The sequence below is a fragment of the Lactiplantibacillus sp. 3062 genome (genome assembly GCF_055413545.1).
On sequence record NZ_JBVAYE010000010.1, the window covers coordinates 46824 to 71976 of the forward strand.

The following is a 25153-nucleotide window of genomic DNA, read 5'->3' on the forward strand; positions in this document are numbered from 1 at the left end:
TAATTGCAAAAGTTATTGGCTGCAACTAATTGAGCTGATTAATTAGTTTAAAGTAACGCGGGGCTGAAAATCAGCCGCAAATAAGCCCATGTGATAGAGGTCGATTCGTTGCCCATCACGCTTGATAGCACGCTTATTGGTGCCCTCAAATTCAAAACCACTATTCTGGTAAACAGCGATAGCGGCGGGGTTTGTTGCGATGACGTCCAAACAGACTTTGTAAAGATTCAATTCGTTAAAAGCGTAGTTCAAAATCAAGCTGAGTGTCTCGGTACCATAACCATGGCCGCGTTCGTCGGGATCACCGATTGCGATGGCTAATTGGGCAACCTGGTTATGCCATTCGATATTGAATAGGGTGACAAAGCCTAATAAGTGGTCGTCTTCTAAACTATGAACGTGAAAGTAGTATTCGGTATTCCGATCAAGGTTACGGTAAGTTCGTTCGAGTTCTTCACCGGTCAGTGGTCGGGCGGCAGCCGTATCCATTTTACGAACAAAATCGGCGTCAGTGTACCAGTCACTGATCTCATCAAAATCTTCTGGCTGGGGAACAGCAAGGGCCACATGGGGCCCGACAAACATATTTTTCAAAATAATCCCTCACTCGTATGATGTTATTAAAGCTTATCTTCATGGTGGCGGCAAAAGGTGGGCTTGTCAACCAAAAATTATGAGATTACGCGTCAGACTAGCTAGCTCAGTATGAAACACGGGTGGCATGTGCCAAGTGCTGATGTCAAGAACAACTAGCTCTGGGGGACGGCGAAATAAGATGCGGATATACTGAAGACTTACAGTAAAGCCGTTGGGCACGTGCTGCCGATAATGTGGTTTCAGTATAATGAGGGCAATACGGGTGATGGCTGAACTATTGGTGAAAGGTGTTGCTGTGGGGGCACTTTTCAATGGTGCGTAAAGAGAGGTTAGCACAAACTTTACAGTTACTTTATATGAAGATTGGTAAAACTTTACGTTAGCTCGCTATATTAGAGATAACCATCTGGTGATTAAAGTATGAGAGGGAGGATCGAATTGCGTCCTTTACAAGTTATTCAGATTTCTGATCTACATTTAACCCCCCGCGGCCAAGTACCGGCACATGGTCAGCAGTACGATCCCTGGGGCAAGCTTGCCAATATTATTGATGATATTCGGCGATTACCAACCATGCCAGATTTGATTGTTTTTACCGGGGACTTGATTCATGACGGTAGCGCTGACGATTATCAGCGGCTGCACGCAATCATCCATACGATGGAAGCTGAATTTGATTGTCATGTTCGAGTTATCCTTGGAAACCATGATCGGCGAGCGGCGTTTTACGAAGGGTATTTGCCGGCTGACCCGGGACCATACTACGCGAGTCGCATGCGGATTGGCAACAACGACTTTTATTTTTTGGATTCAAAGGTTAGCGGTTATGAGGCAGGCTGGTTGGCACCACAACAGCTACAATGGTTGGGAAAACATCTACGACAGGCACCGACAAAGCGGGCTTTTCTATTTTTGCATCACCCCCTAGATGGGCCGACGATGACGAATATGCACTATGCGATTTTACAAAATACGCCGGCGCTGTTATCGGTGCTTCGGGGACATAATTTAGGCGGCGTATTCTCTGGTCACGTTCACTTTGTTTCAAGTTATTTGATTGGAGATAATATTCTGAATGTGGTGGCCGGTTCTGCGGCCTATGCGATCGATTGCCATGATCCACATCATCATTATGTTCATGAGGGCAGTAGTTACCAAATCATTGCAATCGATCGAGGACAGGTCGGTGTGACAACGCGCCAGTTACTGCATGGGAAAGCGGTTATTGATGAATTGACGATCCCAGACACTAAGTTTGTCGGGCGAGCCCCACAAGGGTATGAATCAAGATAGCGCTTTCTTAATTAACAAGGTATAATGTTGGTAATAATTAAGGGAGGCGTCAATATGGGACTATTTCGTCATCACAATCAAATGCCACCACGGATCAAACGTAAATTAAAGCAACGGTTGTTACCCGTTGCCGCCATGGAGATTACCGCAACCACAATTGTGGTTGCGGATGTCTTGACGGCGAAGTCATTTCGCCGAGGACATCGACTTGGCTGGTTGTTATTAGCCTTTGTACAACCATTTGGACTGTGGCTCTATTTTGCGTTTGGACAGGAACGTTAGGGTAATTAGTAAATTAAAGTGGGGTTAAGTTCGGGTGAAAGCTCGGACTTTTTTACGTTGATGGGCGTTTTTTGCACGTTTATGAATGTTTTTTTGAATGCAATCATAAGCGTGTATAATAAAAGTGTATATAAAGATACCTATAATTTGAAATTATTATGGTAATCCGAATCATATAGAGGGGGACTTTATTAATGCAGCGAGAATCAGAATTACGACAACAAGCTCAAGAGGCTATTAAGGGACTAATCGTCCGGTTAAGTGGGTGGTCTGATCAGTCGGGGGACTTATTGGATATTATTGATGTATTAATGCAGGTTGATAAAAAAATCACTACGGCTAAGAACCCAGAAGCCTTAGTCAATCGCCTAGTAAACTATATTCGTAGTGTAGCCATTAAGGGACGGTTACACTTTCCAGATGAAGAAGAAAAGCTAATGATCGACTTAGGAATAATCGGGCAAAAGGCCGGATTGAACGGGGCCTATATGGCTGATTTCTCTGACAAGTCACAGTTCTATGGCATGCTGGAAGAAGTCCCACAACATTAATACCGGCCAGGGGGTTGAGGGCTACCGGTCGTGTAATTGCTGATTGGTATTCCGAAAGCGTCCTCCGATTGTGATGCTGATTAAAGCGTAAGTAAAATCAGCTTATCGTATAAATTAAAAGGAACACTTCAGGCTGTGATAGTCCGCTTAAGGTTGACAGGGACTAATACAGGAAAACTGAAAGTGTTCCTTTTGTTTTAGGATAACCAGCGCGCTAAATAGCCGGTTGCCATTGAACTGGTTCTATTCACTGTGCGTCAATTTCAATCGCTTTAAATCAGCTGTTTTAGTTACATTGAGTAGTTTCTGGCAGTCTGGGCATAATCCATAGACTTCCATATTGTGACCCGTAACCAAGTACCCAGAGAGTTCCGCCGCCTTGGCTTCGACACTGCGGAGGTCGGGTTCGAAAACGTCAGTAATTTTACCACAATTCTCACAAACGACGTGATAATGTGGTCGACCGAAAAAGTCATAGTGGGTGCCAGCATCGCCATTTTGTAATTCAATTACGATTCCTAAGTCGACAAAAAGTTTTAACGTATTGTAAACCGTTGCCAAGCTCAGGTTAGGTAATTGAGTTGCTAATTCCTGATAGATGGTTTCGACGGATGGATGATTATGGTGAGTAATCAAATAATTAAGAATGATTTGCCGTTGCGGCGTTACACGGATTTTATGGTCCTTTAATTGCTGCAAGGCTTGGGTCAACATATCTTCTGCCACGACGCGGTTCCTCCTTTTATCATATTCACCCTTATTAAACCACACTTTTTAGAAGGATTCCAATTTAGAAACATTACTAGATGAAACTTTTGACAAAATTAATTAACGAAATAGCTGAAAAGGCTTTACTGGGGCTGAGGACGTGAGTAAACTAACGATAATTAAGTGAATGTGGATAGAGGTGGTAAAATGACGCAATTAATTGTACCAGCATTACCGGTTGAGCGGGTCCAATACGAACGCGCATATGTACTTGGCCTTGAAGCAATGATGAAAGTTATCCGGCAACTTACGACTACGGAAAAAGGACGGCAGGTACCCACTAATCAGTTCCCAGTATTTGCGGCGAGCTATGATGTTCCCCAAGCGTTGGCACAAGTTGCAGTCCTAAAAGCCGCTACTACTCGGTTGAAGGTTCGACCGATTCAGTTGACCGTGACCCGGCAGTGCGTGACGTTACGATTCCAATTACAAGCAGCCGCTGGACAACCAGTCTGGGTGCCGTCCGCCGGGGCACTATGGCGCCTATATGATGGCTTTTTAAGTAATTTAGTTGGGAGCCCTTTCCAACACCTAGCAAATATTCAGATTGGCTTACAGCGCGTTATTGGACCACTGACAGTGACTACGCCAATACGCCCTAGTTTTCAAAATTATGATGTTCGACTGACCCCAAGTGGGCAAACTGGTTGCCTAGTGAAAATTCACAAAGCACCAGCAATATTGGCACGACGGGCACCGATATACCAGTTAAGTCATTACTCGGAAACGATTCGGCCGGATGACTAGTCGTCATTAGCTGGATGATTCTAAATAATCCATAATCACACTGATAGCCAGATTAACGGCGGCCATAAAAAATCCCAAGCTCATTTAGCTTGGGATTTTTTGTGGCCGGTATTTAAGGCCTATCAATTGACTTAATTATGCTTGGTGGCGCAACGTCACATTATCAGTTGTGGCTACTTGAGCATCTGCTTGTGCCCACACTAGCAGTTGAGCTTGAATGTTTTCCAGGATTTTCATGGATAACTGGTAGTCACGTTCGGACCCGGTGCTATTGAAGCTCAATGTACAGGTTCCGGCAAACGTGCTGGCGGCAATTTCCATAACGGGTGAGCACTGGAAGGCACCCGAGAAGACGCAATTGACGACCGTCAAGTCATGAAATTTAAGCCGTTCCTGGTCGACGACACCAAAGTTGGTATACCGGAGCGCAGGCTGTGGTAACCAGCGTTTGGTCATTTTACGCATGACCGTGATTGGCATTGTATGGTTCATTTTCTGTAAATTGCTAAGTCGATAAAGGAAGGCGACCCGCGTACGCTCGACCGTTAACAAGTCGTGGACTTGATTGACGAGCTCACTAAAAGGTGCATCAATATCTACCTTGATTGTCAGAAAAACATTGACGGTTAAATTAGCGATTTGGGTGACGTTCGCATCTTCAGTCGTGAAGCGGCGCAGGTCGATTGGGCACGGCAATGTCACGGTTGTATGACCAGTTAAAACTTGGAGTGCTTTAGCGTATGCCGCCAAAATGGCCTCGCTAATACCGACGTCTTGGGCCTTAGCCATTCGTCGGACGCGCATGAATTGCGTGCTACTGAGCATTACGTGACCACCGTGCCGCAAGTTAATTCCCGGATAATGGGGTAGTTTAACCATACCGGTAACAATGGGTGCATGACCGTGTGGCCGTGCAAATTGACGTTGCAACTTAGTGATAACTGGGCGTAGTCGCCGTTCATTATGCAAATTCGTGAGATCGGCATAATTGTAGGCTTGTGCGAGCAGGTACAGATATTCTTTAAACCCACGATTGTCCGTTAGTAGGTGGCTCATAAAGGCTTGTAAGACATCGTAGTCACCGTGATGAATGACAAATAACCGTAGTTGCGGACTATTCGTAAAATCAAAATCAGTGTTTTCAGGACTATACGGGCTTTGAACTTCCTGAATAACTTGGTTGACTGGTTGATCAGTAACAACGAAACGATTACGGTCAGCTTGATAATGACCGAAAATCTCGGGTACGATTTGTGCGGAAGCGAGCACGGCAGCCTTTAAGCGTTCCACGTCGATCTGACTGGAAAAAACGATTCGCGAACGCATTAATGGCGCGGCACCTGTAGTATGTAGCATATTCAAAAAGTCAAGTGCTTCACCACGATAATACACGATTAACCCCCCAATCAATTTCTCTAATCAATAGTATAGCAGACTCTATTCATCACACTAACAATGGACGTTTGGTTTTGAAAAAAGTTAAGAAACATTTGTGAAAGTTTATTAATCCTGTGATGGCGATAAAGCACTGCCTCGATTATTATGTCTGGTAGTTATTTCGATGAGCAAGCAATAATCAGGCCCGCTAATGAATGTCTCACCTCGTTTAAAATTAGACTTAAGATAATGGCAGTTACGCGGATGGGGGACTGGAATTGCTAAACTGACTGAATATTCAGCAGTTAAGATTAAAATTTTGATGAAAGCAGCTGGTTTTTTGTAACCGGTTCCGACTATTTGCCAAAAAAGGGGTATACTAAAAGTAATTACAACTTAAAGGAGTTTTTCACACGATGAAGATTATCGCACTCGTCGGTAGCATTCGACGTTCCTCATATAATCGTAAGTTAGCAACGTTTGTTCAGAAACGGTATGCCGATCAACTGGATGTCACGATTCCTAACTTGGGCGCGTTGCCTTTTTATGATCAGGATATCGAGCTAGAAGCCCCCGCGGAGGTGCAAGCCTTTAAGCAGACGGTCATGGACGCGGATGGCGTCATTTTTGTGACACCGGAATATAACCATAGTGTTCCAGGTGTCTTGGAAAATGCGATTGATTGGCTATCGCGTGTTGAACGACCGTTAATTGGGAAACCAGCTATGATTTTAGGGGCCACAATGGGACCCTTGGGGACAGTGCGAGCGCAGAGTCATTTACGGCAAGTTTTAGATTCACCCGGAGTTGGGATGCAGATTCTGCCTGGAAATGAATTCTTGTTGAGCGCGGTGCAGGACAAGATGAATGCCGATGGGGACCTTACGGACAATAAGGTCGTTGAGTGGTTAGACCATTGTGTGGCTGACTACCTTAAGTTTGCTCACCAGTTAGCCGCAAACGACTAATTCGGATAAAATAATTGATAAGGGGAAGTTTCAAATGAACAAAGAACGTAAGTTGATTTATGTTATTTTGAATGACGAAGATGTGGAATATGATCTTGAAGAATTACCAGATCAATATGTGGTCTATATTCGCCAACAAGCTGGGGATTCACGCGACTTGTCGTTAGTTAATACTGAGATTCAGAACCTGTTTAAGGATGCCGAATTGGACTTTGAAGAAAAGATCAAGCCTGAAAATCGGAAGGCTGACATTGTGCTAGCTGTTAAGCGCAGTACGGTGGTAGATGACTAATAAACAAGCGTAAACAATAGTTGTAGCGGATTGATGTTTTGCCGTTACGACTATTTTTTTGTAAGATCAAATTATTGGTCTCAACATTAATCAATTCATGTGAGGAGGGCTAACAATGACCATTGAGACACTGTATCAGCAGATGTTAGCTGCCATGGGGCCCCGGCACTGGCTCCAAGCCGGAATCCCACCTGCCGAGACGCCTTGGGAGATTCTCTGGGGCGGTATTCTCGTTCAGAATACCAACTGGCGCAACGTGGATTACGCACTGGCTAATTTAAAAGCAGCCACTGACTTTGAGCCTCGGCAGTTACTAGCATTGACTGATACTGAACTGACGACTTTAGTCAAACCTGCGGGCTTCTATACGCGCAAAGTTCCAACTTTAAAAGCCTTAGCAGCGTGGTGTGGACAGTATGATTTTGACTTGACCGTGATGCGAGCCTTGCCAGCAGAACAATTGCGGCGTGAACTAATCGCCCTGCGCGGTATTGGCGATGAAACGGCTGACTACTTTAGCATGTACGTTTTTCATCAGCCAACGATCATTATTGACACGTATTTGCGGCGCCTATTCGGCTGGCTTAACCAACCGTTACCGAGCAACTACTTAAAGGCCCAACAACTGATTATGCAGGCGTGGCATTATGATTTAACGACGGCTTGGGAGTGGCACGCACTGATTGTTGATTTCGGTAAACAGGTCAAAACGACGGCTGATTTCGAACGGTCCTTTCTTGCAACGCAAAGATTAACACTTGCTTCACAAAGTTTGGCAAACTAATTAAATAAGTTCCTAAATTCAAGTGAACCGCCTTAATTTAATCGGGTTTTATTGACCGACTTAATAGGGGCGGCTATTATTATGTTTATAAAAGAAAGCGCTTTTATGGTTAAGGGCGTTACTTGATTAGTTAGGAGGGCCTGACAGTTGGTCACTGGATGGATTGGCAATTATTAGTGATTTTATAACAACCAGTGTCCGAAATTAGTTTGTTAACAACGCGATTATTGATTAGTCAAAGGGGGAGAATCGCTATGAAGCAAGTGCATTTATTAACGCCAGTTGCAGGACAGTTAGTGCCACTCGAATCGGTTCACGATCCGGTGTTTTCACAAGGGATGATGGGGCAAGGATTTGGTATTGAACCGACAGATGGACAGGTCGTTGCACCAATCAGTGGTAAAGTAACGATGGTTGCAGCGAGTCTGCACGCGATTGGCTTTACGGGGAACAATGGTCTGGAAGTGTTGGTTCATCTTGGTATCGATACGGTCGAACTAGCAGATCGGCCACCGTTTAAAGTTAACGTGCAAGTTGGTGATACGGTCGAGGCCGGCGAAAAAGTGGCCGTGATGGATTTAGCGGCGATTACTAGTGCGAACAAGGATACCACGGTAATCATGGCCGTAACGAATACGGCGGATATGGTTACCAAACTAACGCCCGAACTGGGTGAAGTCCGTGCCGGGGTCGTCGGTGCTGTTGTTGAATTGAAAGAACACGTTGCCGAAGCATCGGTGGTTAAGGGTAAGGGCGGCAAGTACGATGAATTGGCGACTCAAATCATTGCTCAAGTTGGTGGACCGGTAAATGTGAAAAGCGTGATTCACTGCATTACCCGGGTTCGATTTTACTTAAAGGACGAAGGGCAGGCCAATGACGAGGTAATCCGAAACCTAAAGGGCGTTATCGATGTTGCAAAGGCAGGTGGTCAGTACCAGGTGGTGATTGGGCCAGCGGTGACCGACGTGTATGATGCAATCGTGGGTCAACTAGGCGCAGGCTTTGGGGATGCTGACGCTTCGGCTGTTGCGATGGAGAAGGAAGCGAACCGGGTAGCGTGGCAGAAAATGACGCCGTGGCAGAAGGTCAAACACGGTTTTAGCAGCTTGATTGGTATTATTACGGGATCCATGATTCCAGTGATTGGGTTGTTGGCAGCTTCTGGGATCTTAAAGGGGATTTTGTCGTTACTAAAGAACTTCAACCTCGTCTCTGCGACAACGCCGACCTACGTGATTATTAATGCGATGGGTGATTCCGTCTTCTACTTCTTACCGATATTTGTTGGTTTTACCGCAGCCAAGAAGTTAGGGGCTGATCCGGTTATCATGGGAATTATTGGTGGGGTCTTAACATACCCAGCAATTGTTAGTATGGCAACAACCGGAAAGGTTACGGGTCACTTATTGGGAATGGCAATCAATGCGAACTTCTTTGGCATTCCGGTTCACGTTGCCTCCTATACCTACTCGATTTTCCCGATGATTGCGGGGGCGTGGTTAGCAAGTAAGTTGGAACCATGGCTCAAGCGGGTCATCCCAACAGTCTTACGGATGATCTTCGTACCGTTGTTTGAAGTTGTGATTATTTCTGGAGCCATCATTATCATCCTCGGGCCAATCATTACAGCTTTGTCTGGCGCATTGGCTGCAGGAATTGTGGCGATTTACAAACTCAGTCCAGCCATCTCTGGCTTAATTATCGGTGGCTTCTACCAAGTATTAGTTATCTTCGGGTTACACTGGGCGATTATTCCAATTGTTGTCAACGATATTACGACAACTGGGCACAGTTACTTGAATGCCATTGTTTCTGCAACGATGGTTGCCCAAGGTGGCGCGGTCTTAGCAATTGCGCTGAAGTCTAAGTTTGCTAATATTAAAGAGCTCGCTTGGCCAGCAACGATCTCAGCCTTCTGTGGGGTCACTGAACCTGCAATGTACGGGATCAGGGATCAATCTGAAATACGGCCGGGCATTTATTACTGCAAGTATCGGTGGTGCTGTCGGCGGTTTCTTGACCGGACTGTTTAACGTTAACATGTGGGGCTTCGCCGGATCATTGATCGGTGTGACCTCCTTCATCAATCCTAAGGGGCTTGATTTTAGTTTCTACGGTTTCTTGATTGCCTCTGCTATCGACTTGATTGTCGCCTTTACGTTAACGTGGATGTTTGGCTTTTCCGATAATGATGTCAAAAACGTTAAGAAGGCGCCTGAAAAGAAGCACCTTGGTCAACAGGTTGCAAATTAGGGCTTAACTATTTTTAGAAAAGCATTTCTTAGGGCTGCTCTTGTAATGAGGGTAGCCCTTTCTGTGTATTTAATTTTAACGATGTAGCGACGAAATGTTTCCGAATTAATGGCGGCAATGGGTGACGTTAATATCATAAGCGGCCGCTTTATTTGACAAATATATCGATATTTAGTTAAATGTAACTAATAAAGTTACATGAAAGGGCGAGTTAAATTGAAATATGCGATTACAGGTGCCACTGGTCATTTAGGACAACAGATTGTTGCCGCGATGAGACCGTTAGTCGCCACCACTGAATTATATTTAGGGGTCCATACACTCAGTAAGGCCCAGGTATACCAACAACAAGGTTTGCATGTTGCGGCTATTGATTACCAGCAGCCAGAGCAGTTACGCGCATTTTTCCAAGACAGTGATGTCCTGATCTATATTCCTAGTAAGAGTCATGATAGTTATTCGCGGGTCCAAGAATTTGAGAACGTCTTAGCAGCAGTCCAACAGGCGAATGTGCATCATTTCCTAGTCATGGGTTTCATTGCCGATCAGGTGAATAATCCATTTGAATTATCAGCATTTTATGGTTACGTGCCCCGGCGATTAGCTGGAAGTGATATTAACTATACGATTGTCCGGAATGCGCTTTACGCGGATCCGTTAGTGCCATATTTGCCAGAATTAATTGAACGGCACAAGGTCGTTTATCCAATGGCTGATCAGGCTCTCAGCTTCATCAGTCAGGCAGATAGTGCGGCCGCTTTTGCTAAAGTCGCCACAACGCCTGATTTATTACAACGTGGTCGAATCTATACGTTAACACAGTCCCGAGCTTACACGATGCCGGAACTCGCTACTGTGCTTAGTCAGGTGAGCGGGCAACCAATCGGGTATCGACCAGTGTCCTTGCAAGCCTTCAGCGATATGTACAATCAGAATGGTGAGGGGCCAATGTTGGCCTCGATGTATGCCGGTGGCGCCCGCGGACTATTAGCCACAGTAAGTGATGATTATCAGCTGATTATGGATCGTCCCGCCCAGTCATTGCTGGATTACTTACAAACAAATTATCAGAAAAGTTAATTAATCACGGAAAATTCCAAGCGAGTTAATGGTCGCGACGAAATTCCATGCTATAATTTATATCAATAGCAACTTTGGAAAGGAGTCGCCAGTATGACTAACGGGACGCGTGCAGATTTACGTGAGCTTTTTCATAAAGGACAATTAACTATTGGTATTAGTGAACTAAGCAGAATGACTGGTGTCTCGCCACGACAACTACGGTATTGGCAAAAAAAGGGGTACATTATTCCTAAGAACGAGGATGAGCCGGGCCAGGCTCGCGTGTATACAATGAAAATGGTTATCAAGGCAGCCGCGATGAGTAATTTATTGCAGACTGGTTATACCTTGAAGGCGGCGGCCGCTCAGGTGGATGAGCGGATGCGACCAGCCCAAACAATCTATCATCTGCTTGCCGATCGTTACCAAGGATATGAAGTGGCGGATAATGGTCAGATTCTTGTCGACTTGGGGCCATTTGATCCTCAGCCTGACCAGGAACTATTTGTCAAACTCGTGGGGGATAAAGTTAAGTTTGAATTGAAGGATAATTCGAGACCAGATAGTTAGGCACCATTTGATAATGAGAGTTAATACTAGACTGTTCTGAGGAATATTGTAATTGGATAGTCTTAGCAGCGTGATTTCAGGATAATGAAATCACGCTGCTTTTTTATGATTGATATCAATAGTTAATTAATTCAGTAAATGATTTGTCTTCCTGTAAGATAACGCGCAAAATCGGGGTAATATTAGTCACAATAGGATTCGAGATTAAACTTCTAAAGCAATCTTCAAGTATATGGCCGACAGCACAAAGAATAATAACTTATGAAAGGTACACTAGCTACAAGTGTACTTTTATGAGCTTAAATAATGTATACGGTTACATTATCATATGAATTGTAAAAGTTAGGGAGTGATAAATTTGGCGCCGAATAGTTCACCAGCAACTCTTACACGAATGATTATTGAGTTGATATTGTCAAAAAGGATAGTTCACTATCAAGATATTATGGAGTATACGGGCACATCTCGTAAGACGATTGCTAAGTATCTGAATGAGGTGGAAAAGGTAGTCAACCAACAAGGTGTACACCTTGTTAGGAAAAGAGGACAGGGTATTCGTTTTAGTGGTAATACGAAGGGACTGTTGGCTGAGTTTCCGATACTGAAGGATAATAGCCAAAGTGAGCAAGAACGCAGAATTAGCATTATGACATTCTTGACACAGCAATCTAAACCAGTGTTATTAGATGATATTGCTGACCACTTCTTTATTAGTCGTAGTACGTTGGAACGTGATTTAAATGTTTTAAAAATGGATTATGGGTTGAAGCTGACGGCCACTACAGAAGGTGTTAAATTCAATAGTTCGGAGAGTGATGTTCGTCGAGTGATTGGTCAGCTATTACAGTCATATTGGGGACAAGAGATTAAGCAAAATCAACAGACTGGCAAAATGACACGCACATTTAAAGTGCCGCAGTCCCTGAAACGATATGTCAATAAACAAACCTTAAATCAGATGCAAAAAGTCCTGAATAAATTTGTGAAGATTTTAAAAGTTGATGTAAATGAATATCAATATGAGTCTTTACTGATCCATACAACTATTGCGATTCAGCGAATTAAGAATGGCGAGTTTATTACTCAAACGACGACACAGAATTTTGACACTATGGCAATATCTCCGAGTACCAACAAATTAGTTAAAATGCTTATCGTGGCCTTTAAGTGTGAAATTCCCGATGAAGAAATTGCTTATTTAAATATGCATGTCGCGGCCATTGAGGATGGGTACATTGATCTGGATAGAAGCGGCTTAGTTGAACGAACGATAGTCGACTGGCTACGTAGCGTGCTAACGGATTATGATAATCAGTTATTACGTAATCTAACGCTACACTTACGTCCGGCGCTGGTTCGCATTAAAAATGGCATTAGTATTACGAATCCGTATTGTAATCAAGTTAAAACGTATTTTCCCGTCGCTTTTGATCAAGCACTAGCATTAGCGATGGCGATTGAAAAGCAATACCATTTACAGCTAACTGAGGATGAAATTGCATACTTAGCACTGCACTTTGAATCGTTCATTGAGCGCCGAAAGGTCTTAAAACCAGATGTTGAGCTTGCAATTGTATGTAGCACTGGTTATGGTACGGCGGAGTTACTAAAGCAACGTGTCATGGACAAACTACCGGATGTTCAGATTGTTGGCACTTTGTCTGTGAATGAGTTGATGACTTCAACAGTGACTGCAGACATTATTATTTCGACTATCCCGTTAAAGATGAGCGGTACGAGGGTTATTCAAGTCAGTCCGTTTTTGAATGACCAAGAACTCAGCTTATTGGAAAAGTTAAGTCAAGATATTCGTCAAGAAAAGTATACGCGGAACGCATTTGTTAAATTATTAAGTCCAAACGGTATTATTACAAATTCAAAGGCAACTGAAAAAAAGATGGCGATTATTCAACTAACTGATCGGCTAGAAAAGTATGGGTATGTTGATAATCAAATGCAAAATTCAGCGTTAGCACGTGAACAAGTTGCATCCACCATTATCGATAAATTTGCAATTCCCCATGGTGATATCGACCATGTTTTGCAACCAACGATTGGAATCATGACGTCGAAAAAGGGAATTAAATGGGATCACGAAAATGTCCATATTGTATTTTTCGTAGCCCTGAATCGCACGGTTGAAACACAAATGGATGATATTTACAGTTATTTCTATAATTTGATTCAAGATGGGCAGCGAATGACGGCCTTAATAAAGGCTCAAAATGCTCAAGAAATTATTGATACATTAGCACAGCAGTGAAGGGGAAATGCAAATATGACAGAAATTTTTAAACAGAAGTATATTTTTTTAAAAGAACATTTTAGAACACGTGAGGATGTTTTTAGCTTTATTGCACATAAAGCAATTGAACTTGGCTTTGCAGATAACGAAGATGCAGTTTTGAAAGCGCTGTATCAACGAGAAAAAGAAGCTTCAACAGGAATGCAGGACGGTATAGCGATTCCTCATGCAATCTCAGAATATCTGCGGCAACCTGCTGTACTATTCATTCGCTCTACAACAAGCATTCAAGATTGGCCGACATTTGATGACCAACCAGTTAATCAGGTAATTGCTATGCTAGTTCCAAAAAATAGTGAGCAGGCACACTTACAGATTCTAGCTAACTTTGCGAGTGCATTAGTGGATGACCGTGAGCGTCAAGCATTACTTGAAAGTCAAACAGTTCAGGATGTTTACACTGTATTAACCAATAGTTCGGAAAAAATTTTATAAAAAGAGGATGACTGATATGGATTTTGTTGCAATTACATCATGCCCAGCAGGGTTAGCACATACACCAATGGCGGCGAAAGCGCTAGAAAAAGCAGCGCAGGAACTAGGTTTACAAGCTAAAGTAGAACAACAGGGTGCAATGGGACTTAAAAATGAAATTACAGTTGAAGAGGCGAAAAGCGCAAAGTTTTTATTGATTGGTTCGGATCAAAAAATTGAAAAGATGGATCGATTTGAAGGGATTCCAGCAGTTCGAGTTGATATTAATATGTGTATTAAAAAGCCGAAAGCTGTTATTGATAAGGTCAGCAAAGCGGTTGCTGCTCGTGTTAAATAAAATGAACTTAATGAAGAATGGAGGAGTGAGTTATGAAGAAAATATTGGCTGAGTGGAAGGGCTACTTAATGTCTGGTATTTCATATATGTTACCGGTTGTTATTGGCGGGTCCCTCGTAGTTGCAGTTCCTAAGTTGATAGGTCTATGTTTTGGAATTACAAGTTTTGATGCGTATAAAACTGGTTTTTGGTTTTATATGGGACAAATTGAAGCCGTTGGTTGGATTGGTGTTGGCTTAGTTAATTTAGTTTTGGCCGGTTACATTGCATATGCTATTGGCGATAAGCCAGCTTTAGCCGCCGGGTTCATGGGGGGCTCATTAGCATCTAGTTCTAATATGGGATTTTTAGGAGCCTTGGTTGCTGGGTTTGCAGCTGGTTATACTGCACGTTGGTGTCACAATAAGTTACATGTTGGTGAAAAGTTCGAATCTATTATGCCATTAGTTGTTGTACCGCTGCTATCTACAATGGTTGTGGCAATATTGATGGGAGTCATTTTGAAGCAACCGCTGACTTGGATTAATGTATCACTTGTCGCCTGGATTAAACAAATGAGTACAAGCGGTGTAAGTGCTATTACCTTAGCAGTTATCATGGGCGCTATGATTGGTTCTGACTTAGGCGGTCCTGTTAATAAGGCTGCATGGATGGCAGGAAACGTTTTATTAGCTGAAAAGATTTACACCCCTGCAATGATCGTTAATGTGGCTATTGCTGGTATTCCCTTAGGATATGCATTTGCGACGACTTTCTTTAAGCATCGTTTTTCTGATGAATTACTTGATGCTGGACGAAGCGACTGGTTCATGGGATTTATTGGAATAACAGAAGGTGCTATTCCGTTTACATTAGTTAACCCGTTGAAATTAATTCCAATTAATATGATTGCTGGTGCTGCTGGTTCGGCGACTACGATTTTACTTGGGGCTCAGGCTAAGATTCCTCCTGTTGGTGGGGTTTATGGATTTGTCACCATTACGAATGGTTGGGCCTATTTAATCGGTCTAATTGTTTGCGCTGCGATTATCGGTGTACTGGCACCATTGGCTGTGGACTTTAACCAAACACAGAGCGAAGAACAAGTCACTGATGATAATGAGGACGACATTAACATTAATTTTGAAGCTTAGATTGACTAAAACGAGCCGCATAATGGTTAAAGAGCCGTAGTGCGGCTTTTGTTACCTAAAATAACAGGGAGCGATACATTTATGACAAAAGCACATTTTGTAAATCATACTCATTGGGATCGAGAATGGTATTTTACAACTGAGGACGCACAGGTGCTAAGTGATCAGCTGTTCTCAAATGTTTTGAAGGAGTTAGAAACGCATCCTGAAGCTAATTTTACTTTAGACGGACAGACATCAATACTAGATGAGTATGTTGAAATGCATCCCGAAGATGTTATCCGGATAAAGAAATTAATTAACCGTAATCAATTATTTGTTGGACCATGGTATACACAGACTGATGCGATGATACCTGATGCAGAATCAATTATTCGTAACTTAGTTATTGGCATCAACGATACCAAACAAAAGTATGGGCAACCAATGATGATTGGCTATTTGCCAGATACTTTTGGATTTAATTCGCAATTGCCAATGCTCTTAAATCAAGTTGGCATTAATGACTTTATTTTTTGGCGGGGCACTAATTTTAAGCGACAAATGGACTCTGTTTATTTTAAATGGCACAGTCTAGGTCATAGTCAAGTCTATGCTGCTAATTTTCCGTTAGGTTACTATACTGGTCAAATCGCATTGGATTCGAAGAAAAACTTACAAGAGTTCGTTGCAAACCGTCTAGATCCAGGAATTGATTTTGAAAGTCAACAGGGTCAAAATAATTCGGTCCTAGTGCCTTCGGGAATCGATCAAATGAATATTATTCATAACGTATCTGAGACTATTAGTAAGATAAATAAATATAGTCATAATCAGATTGTGATCAGCAATTATCCGAAGTTTATGCGAACATTACGACAACGCAACGATTTACCGGATTATCAAGGCGAGTTGCGGTATCCAACTTATGCTAGAGTTCATCGGACAATTGGTTCAGTACGTTCGCGCATTAAACGGCAGAATTTCAAACTCGAACAGCAAATATTACGACGTGTTGAGCCACTGATGGTCATCGCCAAAAGATGTGGTATCGATGTGTCTAAGGGTCTTATTTTGAAACTTTGGAAAAAGTTGCTAGAATGTCAACCGCATGACAGTTTGGGTGGCAGTGTTTCTGATAATGTTGCTATTGATATTGACCATCGATTCAAACAAGGTTTTGAAATTGCAGACGGTATCGAAAACTATATCAAGAAAAGAATCGCACAACGGTTGAAACTGGATGCCAATCAGGTGCTTGTATTCAATACTGATCCACGCCCATTCAATGGATATAAGAAAATCCGTTTCTTAACATCATCGAAAAACATTATGTTTGATGAAAAATATCAAGCAACTATTTTAAGTGCAAATTATGTGGCTAAGCGAGAAAATATCATGCAACAAACGGCTAAAGGCTTTGAATTTAAAGACGAGCCTGGTTACTATGAATTACAAGTACAAGTTGCAGTCCAGTTTGATGGGTTGGGCTACCAAGTAATTGACTTTAAGGATGGTGCAGAAGCTTTGCCAGAATTACAGTCTGAGCAACAAACGGCTATCCAAAATGAAAGTTGGAAAGTGAATTATGTCGATGGCAACTTTCAGGCAACTACTAATGGGAAAACTTACAAAAACATCATTAGTATTGTAGATTCGGGTAATGATGGTGATACGTACGATTATTCACCGCTTCGAGGCGACAAAGAGGTTGACTTGCCTTTAGCCGGCGTTGTAGCCATTTATGTTGGAGCTGGAAGGCAAGAACTGCGATTAAGCGGCAAGTGGCAGTTACCAGAAGGCTTGGCTGACAGGATTAGTCACGAACCAAAGCTGCACGATGTCGCATTTGAATTAACGTTGACTTTAACTGATGGTGACAATGTATTGGCAGGTCGTTTAACTGTCGATAATCAGGTTCTAGATCATCGATTACGGTTAAAAATTAATACAGCAATTGAAAGTGACACTGCAGTTGCGCAAGTTCAAGGCGGCTTTCAAAGAACACGTAATTTACCAATTGCGGAAAATTGGGAAGAAGAATTTGTTGAAAAACCGGTTAACCTTTATAACTTTGATAAAATTGTCGGGATGCAAGGGGCTAGCGATAGCCTGTATTTAATTGCTAAAGGAATGAAGGAATACGAGTTAGGAAAGAAAGCATTTTATGTCACATTAATGGCAACCACTGGTCAACTTGGTAAGCCTAATTTACTGTGGCGACCAGGTCGTGCTTCAGGCGATACAACTAGTATTGGGCATCAGATGACACCAACGCCGTTGGCCGAAGAATTAGGAGCAAATACATTTGAGTTTGGGTTAGTTTCCACGTCTCAATTGAATGAAAATAAATTGGCAATAATTGCTGAAAAGTGGTTAGCACCCGATGTTAGTTATCAATTACAAAAATTGAATTTATTTGTAAATCGATTAGACAATAAAATTTGGGATGTTGAATTTGATGATTCATTACCAACTATCTCAGAGTGCGAGTCATTTTTGAAACTCGATCCACATGTCACAATTAGCGCGTTGTATCCGGCCTATACTGTGCCAAATAGTTTTGTTATCCGTTTGGCAAATGAATCTGGTGTGGCTGCTGATTTGACCCCCTTATTAAAACAACATTTCATTCAGGTAAATGCTCTGGAAGAGGCTCAACCATGTTCGGAACAATTAATGATTCAGCCTTATGATATGGTTACCTTGCTCATACACAATCAGGGGGCATAGCTCATGCGTTTGGGAAGTATTGAAGCTGGAGGGACTAAGTTCATTTTAGCAATTACTGATGAGCACTACCGTATCTTGAAGCGACAACGAGTAGCGACCACAAAGCCAAATGAAACGCTGGAAGCCTGTGTTTCATTTTTTAAGAAAAATCCAGTCGATGCGTTGGGAATCGGGAGTTTCGGCCCAGCCGATATTAAGGTGGATTCACCGACATATGGTCAGATTTTAAATACACCAAAAGCTGGTTGGTCTCATACGGATGTTGTACAGATGTTGAGGGCAGCTTTGAAAATTCCAATTACTTTTACAACGGACGTAAATGCTTCGGCTTATGGTGAATATATGATTGGACAAGGACAAGCAGTGCGTTCACTAGTATACTTTACTATTGGGACAGGCATTGGTGGTGGTGTTATCCAAGATAATCATTTCATAGGTGGTATGTCTCATCTTGAAATGGGACATACAATGGTCATACCTATGTCAGGCGATAACTTCAAGGGTGTCTGTCCATATCATCAAAATCGGTGCTTTGAAGGCATGGCTTCAGGACCCGCAATTGAGGCTCGAACTGGCAAACCGGGGGAACAATTGAAGCGAACCAATGAAGTATTTAAGTTGATCAGTTATTATATTGCACAGCTGGTCTTTGATGCATATCTTAATTTCATGCCTGAAAGAATTGTTATTGGTGGCTCAGTAGTAAGCGAAACTGAACTTCCAGTGATTAGAAGAGACGTTGAGCAGCTTAATAACAATTATGTTGAATTACCGAACTTAGATCATTTGATTGTTTTAACGGGAATTGCTAATAATGGTTCTGCAACGATTGGTAATGTCGCCCTGGCCAAAAATTTGATATTTTAGGTAAAAAGAGTCGATAACAAGTAACGTTATCGGTTCTTTTACTTTACTATGAATGAAAAATGGTCTGGAATACTTATTTATGACTTGATTCATGCTACAGTAGAATCTATAAGGATACATAATATAAGTCTACGCTTAGCATAGCCATGATTAACTTAACGGAGGAAAATCAATGATCAAATTAATCGTAAGTGATATCGACGGTACCCTAGTCGACAGTCAAGGACAGTTATTACCGGCTACAATTACGGGAGTTCAAGCAGCGGTTGCACGGGGGGCACAAATGGTGTTGGCCTCAGCACGTTCGCCTAAGGGGATGTTTGGAATTGCACAACAACTAGGAATTAATTCGACCATGATTGCCTATAATGGCGCGCTAACGGCTACGACCGATGTGAATGATCGACTAACTGTTTTTGAAGAGCAAGCCGTTGACCCTAAACTAGCACAAGCTGTGCAAACGGTAGTAGCTCATGATTGGCCAGCTGCCTCAATTAGTATTTATTCGAATAATAACTGGTTGGTGGCTACTAATGGCCCGTGGGAACAGCAGGAAGCGACGGGAATTGGTTATGCACCCCATGTCACGGATTTGGGCACATGGTTGCAACGGATGCCGACGCCAGTGCATAAAATGATGATCATGGCCGATCCAGATATTATTCAGGCGATTGAACAACGATTAAGCCGTAATGAATTTAGCGGCTTAGCAGTTTATCGTTCGAAAGAAACTTATTTAGAAATCGTTGCGGCAGGCGTAACTAAAGCAGCCGCATTAATGAAATTATTACAGGATGATCAAGTTACCCCTGCTGAAACGCTTGCGTTTGGCGATAACTTTAATGATGTTGCGATGCTCCAGACAGCGGGGATTGGTGTTGCGATGGCTAATGCGCCACAACCCGTTAAAGAGGCAGCGAACATAGTAACAACTGATAATAATCATAATGGTATTCAGCTAACCTTAGCTCAGTATTTTGCTGATGTTACGCGCTAATGAAAAGGCCATTTACGAATCATTAAAAAATAGGAAGCTCAACGCCATGTTCGTTGAACTTCCTATTTTCGTATTGTAGAAGATATTTAAGAGAAACCTACAGCTAGCTCGTTATTAGCGCGCTAAGATTTCTTTAATAGCTACACTGGCTTCCAATGGTTGACGTCCCAAGACATGAGCTAAGTCGGCTGACTTTTCAGCCAGCGCACCATCATTGATTGGGGATTGGAATGAGGCAAACAAAGCAGCGGTATCATGATTTAGACCAGTCGTTTCAAGGAATTGCACGTACGCATCCTGACTGACTTGGGTAATCTTAACTTGGTTGCCAGTTGCTTCTTGGAGTGCTTGACCGAGTGCGGCATAAGTGAGGGGTGTCCCAGCAAATTCGTACACTTCTTGAGGGGCATCTGCCATCAAAACGGTTGCTGCCGCTTCGGCATATTCACGTTCCAAGGCCCAGCCAGCTGTATTATTAGCCCAGTACAAGGTTTCTTGGTTATGGGCACCACTTTGTAAGAAGCCCATTTCGTTTTCTAAATACCAGTTGTTACGAAGAAAACTGTGCGCAATATCAGTCGCTTTTATGGCATTTTCGGTGGCCCGATGATCATTGGCTAAGGCGCTGACTGCTGCCTGTGCGTTGGGAAAACTAGTGTAGGCGACAAATTTAACATGAGCGGCGTTAAGGGCAGTCACGACGTTTTTATGAGCGGTGGCCCGGTCAACGGGACCACCAGGTTGTGATGAAACGAAGAGCACGCGTTCAACGTTCTCGAAGGCTTTCGTCATTGAGTCGACATCATCGTAATTCCCGGTACGAATTGGATTATCAGGAAACAGCTGAGCAGCTTTGTCCTGATTACGAGCAATTACTAAAACATTTTCTGCACCAACTTTAGCATTCAGCGTACTAACGGCGCTTTGACCAAATTTACCAGTAGCGGCAGTGATGGCGTATTTCATAATTAAAACATCCTTTCAAATTGCTGTAGCAATAAAAATTACAGTGATTAGCTTATCACATGTAACTTCAAAGTCAACAAGTTTGCTTTCGATAACCGAAAGACCATCTTCTTATGCTGGAATATAATGAATGGCTAAGAAAAAGAAAAACGAGTATTAGTGCAAGTTTCTGTGACTAATGAAGTTTCATCGATGTGCTAAAGAATGTTCTTAGTTAGTTACTGCTATTGATTTATGTCCGAAAAAATAGGATTAGACAACTTGGTGTTATCTAATCCTAATTTATAAAAGTCAGCGATAAATGGTGGCGTGTTACTTATTGTTCAACGACGTCAAAATTCGCTGTGATGCCTGTCCGTTGAAGTCATTGGTTTGTAGCCGTTCAAAAACGTCTTTCATAATGTGCATTAATTGTTGATCGGACAAACCTTGGGCAGATAATGTATTGAGCATGACTTGCAGCAAGTCGATTGGCAGGACCGGTCGCTGTTCAGGATGCGCACTGAAGAATTCCTGAACGGCTTGGTCGTGTAAGCGCCAGTAAACTGGGTTTTGGACATCATCAAAAATCGTTTTTAGTTGCTCTAAGGCCGGTGATAGCGGAATGTTTTTGGCAATAATCGTCGTTAGCATCCCATCACGAGCCGGGATACGAACATCCGCCACGTAATCTTTTAATAGTAAGAAATGAGTCTTGAATGGTGGCCGTAACGTAAAGGTCATCGTTAATGCAATTTGACTATCAGTAGCTGCCATGATGATTCCCCCTAATATGATTGGCAGTGAGTGGCAAATTAATGACGCTTCGTGAAGCGGACGACGGCTTCGCAACGAGCTGTTTGTGGGAACATGTCGATCGATTGAATATAGTCGACTTGATATCCGCGGGTAAGTGCTTGTAAATTCTGAGCAAGCGTCGATGGGTTACATGAAATGTAGACGAGTTTTTCCGGTGCGCTTTGTAAGATGGCATCAATTAAGACGTTATCTAAACCAGTACGGGGTGGATCAACGACCATTGCATCAGGCGCAAAACCGCTCGCTAACCATTGCGGTAACAAGACTTCCGCCTCACCAACTTCGTAATGAGCATTAGTGATTTGATTGCGTTGGGCGTTGGCATTGGCATCTGCAACGGCTGCCGGAATGGTATCCATTCCCCGAACTTCCTTAGCCACGTCGGCTAGTGATAAACCAATCGTTCCGACGCCCGAATAAGCGTCGACCAGCGTCTCATTAGGCGCTAAGTTCAAAGCTTCGCGTGCTAAGCGATAGAGTTTCTTGGTTTGCTGCGGGTTCAATTGGAAGAAGGCCCGAGCAGATAAATCGAAGACTAGGCCGTCTAGCTCCTCCGTAATAGTTGGTTTGCCGGCCAGTAATGTTGTTTGGTCACCCCAGATCAATGAAGTTTTACCAGCATTGATATTTTGCATGACCGACACGACCATTGGCAGTTTTTCAGCGATTTTCATCAATAATTGATGCTTTTTCGGTAACTTGGGTGTATTTGTGATGAAGACCAGCTGAATTTCACCAGTGGCGGCCGCTTCACGCACAACGATTGTCTTGACGATGCCAGAATTATGTTCTTCATCGTAAATCGGTACTTGGAGTTCCTCCAGCCAAGCCACGACTTGACGCATGACTGTCATTGTCGCCGGCATTTGCACCGAACAGGTCGGTAAGTCGACTAGGTCATGACTATTTTCTTTATATAAGCCAGCAGCGACGTGCCCATCAATTAAACGAACTTGAAATTGGGCTTTGTTGCGGTATTCATAAGGATTAGTCATCCCAATGGTGGGCCGAACATCATAGTGTCGATAACCAGCTGGGCGGTATTTTTCGAGTGCTTGACGAATTAAATCTTGCTTAAAGGCTAATTGGGCCGGGTAGTCGAGGTGTTCTAATTCAAAACCACCGACTTCGCCCGCATAGGCATCGCGGGGATCGACCCGGTCAGGACTAGGCTTGCGAATACTACGAATCTTAGCTTCTAGGTAACGTGGGTGCACGGCGGTTACTTCAGCAACAACGACTTCTTCAGGAAGGGCGCCCTTGACGAAGGTGATGACGTGTTTGTAATAGCCAATACCTTCACCGTTAATGCCTAAACGCCGAATGGTCAGTGGAAAACGCTGGCCGATGTTAACGGTCGCTTGCACTTTTTCATCCGGCTGTTGTCGGCGCCGATCATTGTGCGATCGGGATTGGTGCGAATAATGATTAGATTGTGGCATAAGTTTGATTTTGACCTCGTTTTTCTGTGAACTGTGTTAACCTCCATTATAGCATGTGGAAAGACACAGGATAACTGAGGAGGATTGTTTGAAAGTCGCCTAACAGTCAGGTTATAATGATTCTAAATTAGTAATCGGGGGTGGGCATATGAATTCATTGATTAGTTTAGAAAAAGTTAATTATCAAATCGCTGATCAACATATTTTACATGATGTTGATTGGCAGATTCCAGCTGGGGCTCATATTACATTGACGGGACCATCCGGTGGTGGGAAAAGTACGTTATTACGGATCATTGCGGCCATGATTTCTAAAACAAGTGGGACCTTGATTTTTGATGGGCAGCCGATTGAAATCTATGACCCAATCATGTATCGGCGGCAAGTCTCATATTGTTTCCAACAACCGACGTTATTTGGTGAGACGGTGGCAGATAACTTAGCTTTCCCGTACCAAATTCGTAAGCAAGTCATGGATACGCAACGAGTGGTAACGGCGTTAAATAATGTTGGGCTGTCCGAACGAACCCTGCATCAGCCGATTACCGAGCTTTCCGGTGGTGAACGGCAGCGGGTCGCGCTGATTCGCAACATCTTATTCTTGCCAAAAGTGTTGTTATTAGATGAAGTGACAGCTGGTTTGGATGAAAATAATAAGCAAATCGTGCACGCCTGGTTACGACAGTTAAATGAGCAGGATCACGTGACAACGATCATGATTACTCATGACGCGACAGAGATTGCTGCGGCAGATCAATTAGCGAAAGTGGTTGCTGGCAGATTGGAGGTACACGCATGAATTTAGCAGTTAATAATACGTCGCTATTTTTGGCGGCAATGTTAGTGCTCGTCGCGTTAGGAATTAGTTTGTGGCAGAAACTTGGCTTGGATAAGGACATCGTCATTGGTGTCGTGCGGGCTGTTGTACAACTATTTATCGTGGGTTACTTGCTAAAGTATATTTTCCGAGTCAACAATTTGTGGCTAACGTTGGCGATGATGGGCTTCATTATCTTCAATGCGGCTTGGAATGCGAAAAAACGGGGGCCGGGGATTGACCATGCATTAGCCATTTCGTTATTAGCCATTTTTGTTAGTACGGGGGTAACACTCGGCGTCCTCGTGCTATCTGGTGCGATTAAGTTTGTGCCATCGCAAATGATTCCCATTTCTGGTATGATTGCGTCGAATTCAATGGTCGCAATTGGGCTGGCTTATCGCAGCCTCAATAGTCAGTTTCATGACCAGCGGCAAGGTGTGCTTGAACGGTTGGCGTTAGGGGCTGGTCTACTCGACGCTTCGATTGCCATCGTGCGTGAGGCGATTCGTACGGGGATGTCACCAACCATTGATTCGGCAAAGACTGTGGGTCTAGTCAGTCTGCCAGGGATGATGTCCGGTTTGATCTTTGCAGGGGTCGATCCAGTGCGGGCCATTAAGTATCAAATTATGGTCACGTTCATGCTCTTATCAGCGACTAGTTTGGGGTCAATCATTGCGTGCTATTTAGCTTACCGTAATTTCTATAATGAACAAAAACAGTTGAAGTAATGACTTCTGATTGCAGTCCCGCGGGGAGTCCTTTATGATGGAAGCTGAAATAAAACTTAATGC

The 25153-nt window shown here is 43.1% G+C and carries 24 protein-coding genes and 1 pseudogene; 19 read left to right on the top strand and 6 right to left on the bottom strand.

The window, feature by feature from the left end; all coding sequences use genetic code 11:
• Positions 1-42: 42 nt before the first annotated feature.
• Complete coding sequence (locus ACWQAU_RS12340; RefSeq protein ID WP_003642476.1) at positions 43-585, bottom strand: GNAT family N-acetyltransferase; 543 nt, start codon at positions 583-585, stop codon at positions 43-45.
• A gap of 432 nt (positions 586-1017) precedes the next feature.
• Between ACWQAU_RS12340 and ACWQAU_RS12345 the strand changes: the two genes are divergently transcribed.
• The 3 genes from ACWQAU_RS12345 (at position 1018) to ACWQAU_RS12355 (ending at position 2723) form a co-directional block, all read left to right on the top strand.
• A complete protein-coding gene (locus tag ACWQAU_RS12345) occupies positions 1018-1890 on the top strand; it encodes a metallophosphoesterase family protein (RefSeq protein WP_162551029.1) in 873 nt (290 codons plus the stop codon).
• Positions 1891-1944: 54 nt separating this feature from the next.
• A complete protein-coding gene (locus ACWQAU_RS12350) occupies positions 1945-2172 on the top strand; it encodes a PLDc N-terminal domain-containing protein (protein ID WP_027821672.1) in 228 nt (75 codons plus the stop codon).
• Between the two features lie 194 nt (positions 2173-2366).
• Positions 2367-2723, top strand: coding sequence for a bacteriocin immunity protein (locus ACWQAU_RS12355; RefSeq protein WP_015826036.1), 357 nt, complete (start codon positions 2367-2369; stop codon positions 2721-2723).
• A 243-nt stretch (positions 2724-2966) separates the two neighbouring features.
• On the opposite strand, the gene ACWQAU_RS12360 is transcribed toward ACWQAU_RS12355, so the two are convergent.
• The gene (locus ACWQAU_RS12360) at positions 2967-3449 is read right to left on the bottom strand and encodes a Fur family transcriptional regulator (RefSeq protein ID WP_003643467.1); all 483 of its coding nucleotides are present in this window, start codon (positions 3447-3449) and stop codon (positions 2967-2969) included.
• A 189-nt stretch (positions 3450-3638) separates the two neighbouring features.
• On the opposite strand from ACWQAU_RS12360, the gene ACWQAU_RS12365 reads away from it, so the two are divergent.
• Complete coding sequence (locus ACWQAU_RS12365; RefSeq protein WP_027821673.1) at positions 3639-4238, top strand: hypothetical protein; 600 nt, start codon at positions 3639-3641, stop codon at positions 4236-4238.
• A 135-nt stretch (positions 4239-4373) separates the two neighbouring features.
• Here ACWQAU_RS12365 and ACWQAU_RS12370 read toward each other — a convergent pair whose 3' ends face one another.
• Positions 4374-5648, bottom strand: a complete 1275-nt coding sequence (locus ACWQAU_RS12370; RefSeq protein WP_003642470.1) for a hypothetical protein — start codon at positions 5646-5648, stop codon at positions 4374-4376.
• Positions 5649-6031: 383 nt separating this feature from the next.
• Between ACWQAU_RS12370 and ACWQAU_RS12375 the strand changes: the two genes are divergently transcribed.
• The 13 genes and pseudogenes from ACWQAU_RS12375 (at position 6032) to ACWQAU_RS12435 (ending at position 20333) form a co-directional block, all read left to right on the top strand.
• Positions 6032-6583 carry an NADPH-dependent FMN reductase gene (locus tag ACWQAU_RS12375; RefSeq protein WP_003642469.1) on the top strand — a complete coding sequence of 184 codons (552 nt, stop codon included), beginning with the start codon at positions 6032-6034 and terminating at the stop codon, positions 6581-6583.
• 34 nt (positions 6584-6617) lie between these two features.
• A complete protein-coding gene (locus ACWQAU_RS12380; RefSeq protein ID WP_003642468.1) occupies positions 6618-6875 on the top strand; it encodes a hypothetical protein in 258 nt (85 codons plus the stop codon).
• 115 nt (positions 6876-6990) lie between these two features.
• On the top strand, positions 6991-7659 hold the full coding sequence (locus ACWQAU_RS12385) for an endonuclease III domain-containing protein (RefSeq protein ID WP_003642467.1): 669 nt from the start codon (positions 6991-6993) through the stop codon (positions 7657-7659).
• A gap of 254 nt (positions 7660-7913) precedes the next feature.
• Positions 7914-9915, top strand: a pseudogene (locus ACWQAU_RS12390) (glucose PTS transporter subunit IIA).
• Between the two features lie 216 nt (positions 9916-10131).
• Positions 10132-10995: an SDR family oxidoreductase gene (locus tag ACWQAU_RS12395; RefSeq protein ID WP_027821674.1), complete on the top strand. Its 864-nt coding sequence runs from the start codon at positions 10132-10134 to the stop codon at positions 10993-10995.
• A 93-nt stretch (positions 10996-11088) separates the two neighbouring features.
• Positions 11089-11547 (top strand): MerR family transcriptional regulator, encoded by a 459-nt coding sequence (locus tag ACWQAU_RS12400; RefSeq protein WP_003642464.1) that lies wholly within the window; start codon positions 11089-11091, stop codon positions 11545-11547.
• A 646-nt stretch (positions 11548-12193) separates the two neighbouring features.
• Positions 12194-13810 carry a BglG family transcription antiterminator gene (locus ACWQAU_RS12405; protein WP_003643464.1) on the top strand — a complete coding sequence of 539 codons (1617 nt, stop codon included), beginning with the start codon at positions 12194-12196 and terminating at the stop codon, positions 13808-13810.
• Positions 13811-13825: 15 nt separating this feature from the next.
• Complete coding sequence (locus ACWQAU_RS12410; RefSeq protein ID WP_003643463.1) at positions 13826-14287, top strand: PTS sugar transporter subunit IIA; 462 nt, start codon at positions 13826-13828, stop codon at positions 14285-14287.
• 16 nt (positions 14288-14303) lie between these two features.
• On the top strand, positions 14304-14624 hold the full coding sequence (locus ACWQAU_RS12415) for a PTS fructose transporter subunit IIB (protein WP_003642461.1): 321 nt from the start codon (positions 14304-14306) through the stop codon (positions 14622-14624).
• Between the two features lie 32 nt (positions 14625-14656).
• Positions 14657-15757, top strand: a complete 1101-nt coding sequence (locus ACWQAU_RS12420; RefSeq protein WP_027821675.1) for a PTS fructose transporter subunit IIC — start codon at positions 14657-14659, stop codon at positions 15755-15757.
• 81 nt (positions 15758-15838) lie between these two features.
• The gene (locus ACWQAU_RS12425; protein ID WP_079111857.1) at positions 15839-18469 is read left to right on the top strand and encodes an alpha-mannosidase; all 2631 of its coding nucleotides are present in this window, start codon (positions 15839-15841) and stop codon (positions 18467-18469) included.
• 3 nt (positions 18470-18472) lie between these two features.
• The gene (locus ACWQAU_RS12430; RefSeq protein WP_003642458.1) at positions 18473-19336 is read left to right on the top strand and encodes an ROK family protein; all 864 of its coding nucleotides are present in this window, start codon (positions 18473-18475) and stop codon (positions 19334-19336) included.
• Positions 19337-19508: 172 nt separating this feature from the next.
• A complete protein-coding gene (locus ACWQAU_RS12435) occupies positions 19509-20333 on the top strand; it encodes a Cof-type HAD-IIB family hydrolase (RefSeq protein WP_003643461.1) in 825 nt (274 codons plus the stop codon).
• A 114-nt stretch (positions 20334-20447) separates the two neighbouring features.
• On the opposite strand, the gene ACWQAU_RS12440 is transcribed toward ACWQAU_RS12435, so the two are convergent.
• The 3 genes from ACWQAU_RS12440 to rlmD all read right to left on the bottom strand — a co-directional run bounded on the left by ACWQAU_RS12440 (position 20448) and on the right by rlmD (position 23539).
• A complete protein-coding gene (locus ACWQAU_RS12440) occupies positions 20448-21299 on the bottom strand; it encodes an SDR family oxidoreductase (RefSeq protein WP_003645317.1) in 852 nt (283 codons plus the stop codon).
• A gap of 312 nt (positions 21300-21611) precedes the next feature.
• Complete coding sequence (locus ACWQAU_RS12445) at positions 21612-22055, bottom strand: hypothetical protein (protein ID WP_003642455.1); 444 nt, start codon at positions 22053-22055, stop codon at positions 21612-21614.
• Between the two features lie 38 nt (positions 22056-22093).
• Positions 22094-23539 carry a 23S rRNA (uracil(1939)-C(5))-methyltransferase RlmD gene (gene rlmD / locus ACWQAU_RS12450; RefSeq protein ID WP_027821677.1) on the bottom strand — a complete coding sequence of 482 codons (1446 nt, stop codon included), beginning with the start codon at positions 23537-23539 and terminating at the stop codon, positions 22094-22096.
• 148 nt (positions 23540-23687) lie between these two features.
• Between rlmD and ACWQAU_RS12455 the strand changes: the two genes are divergently transcribed.
• The gene (locus ACWQAU_RS12455; RefSeq protein WP_027821678.1) at positions 23688-24338 is read left to right on the top strand and encodes an ABC transporter ATP-binding protein; all 651 of its coding nucleotides are present in this window, start codon (positions 23688-23690) and stop codon (positions 24336-24338) included.
• The gene (locus tag ACWQAU_RS12460; protein WP_003643458.1) at positions 24335-25090 is read left to right on the top strand and encodes an ABC transporter permease; all 756 of its coding nucleotides are present in this window, start codon (positions 24335-24337) and stop codon (positions 25088-25090) included. The genes ACWQAU_RS12455 and ACWQAU_RS12460 overlap by 4 nt, the downstream gene beginning before the upstream one ends.
• Positions 25091-25153 lie beyond the last annotated feature (63 nt).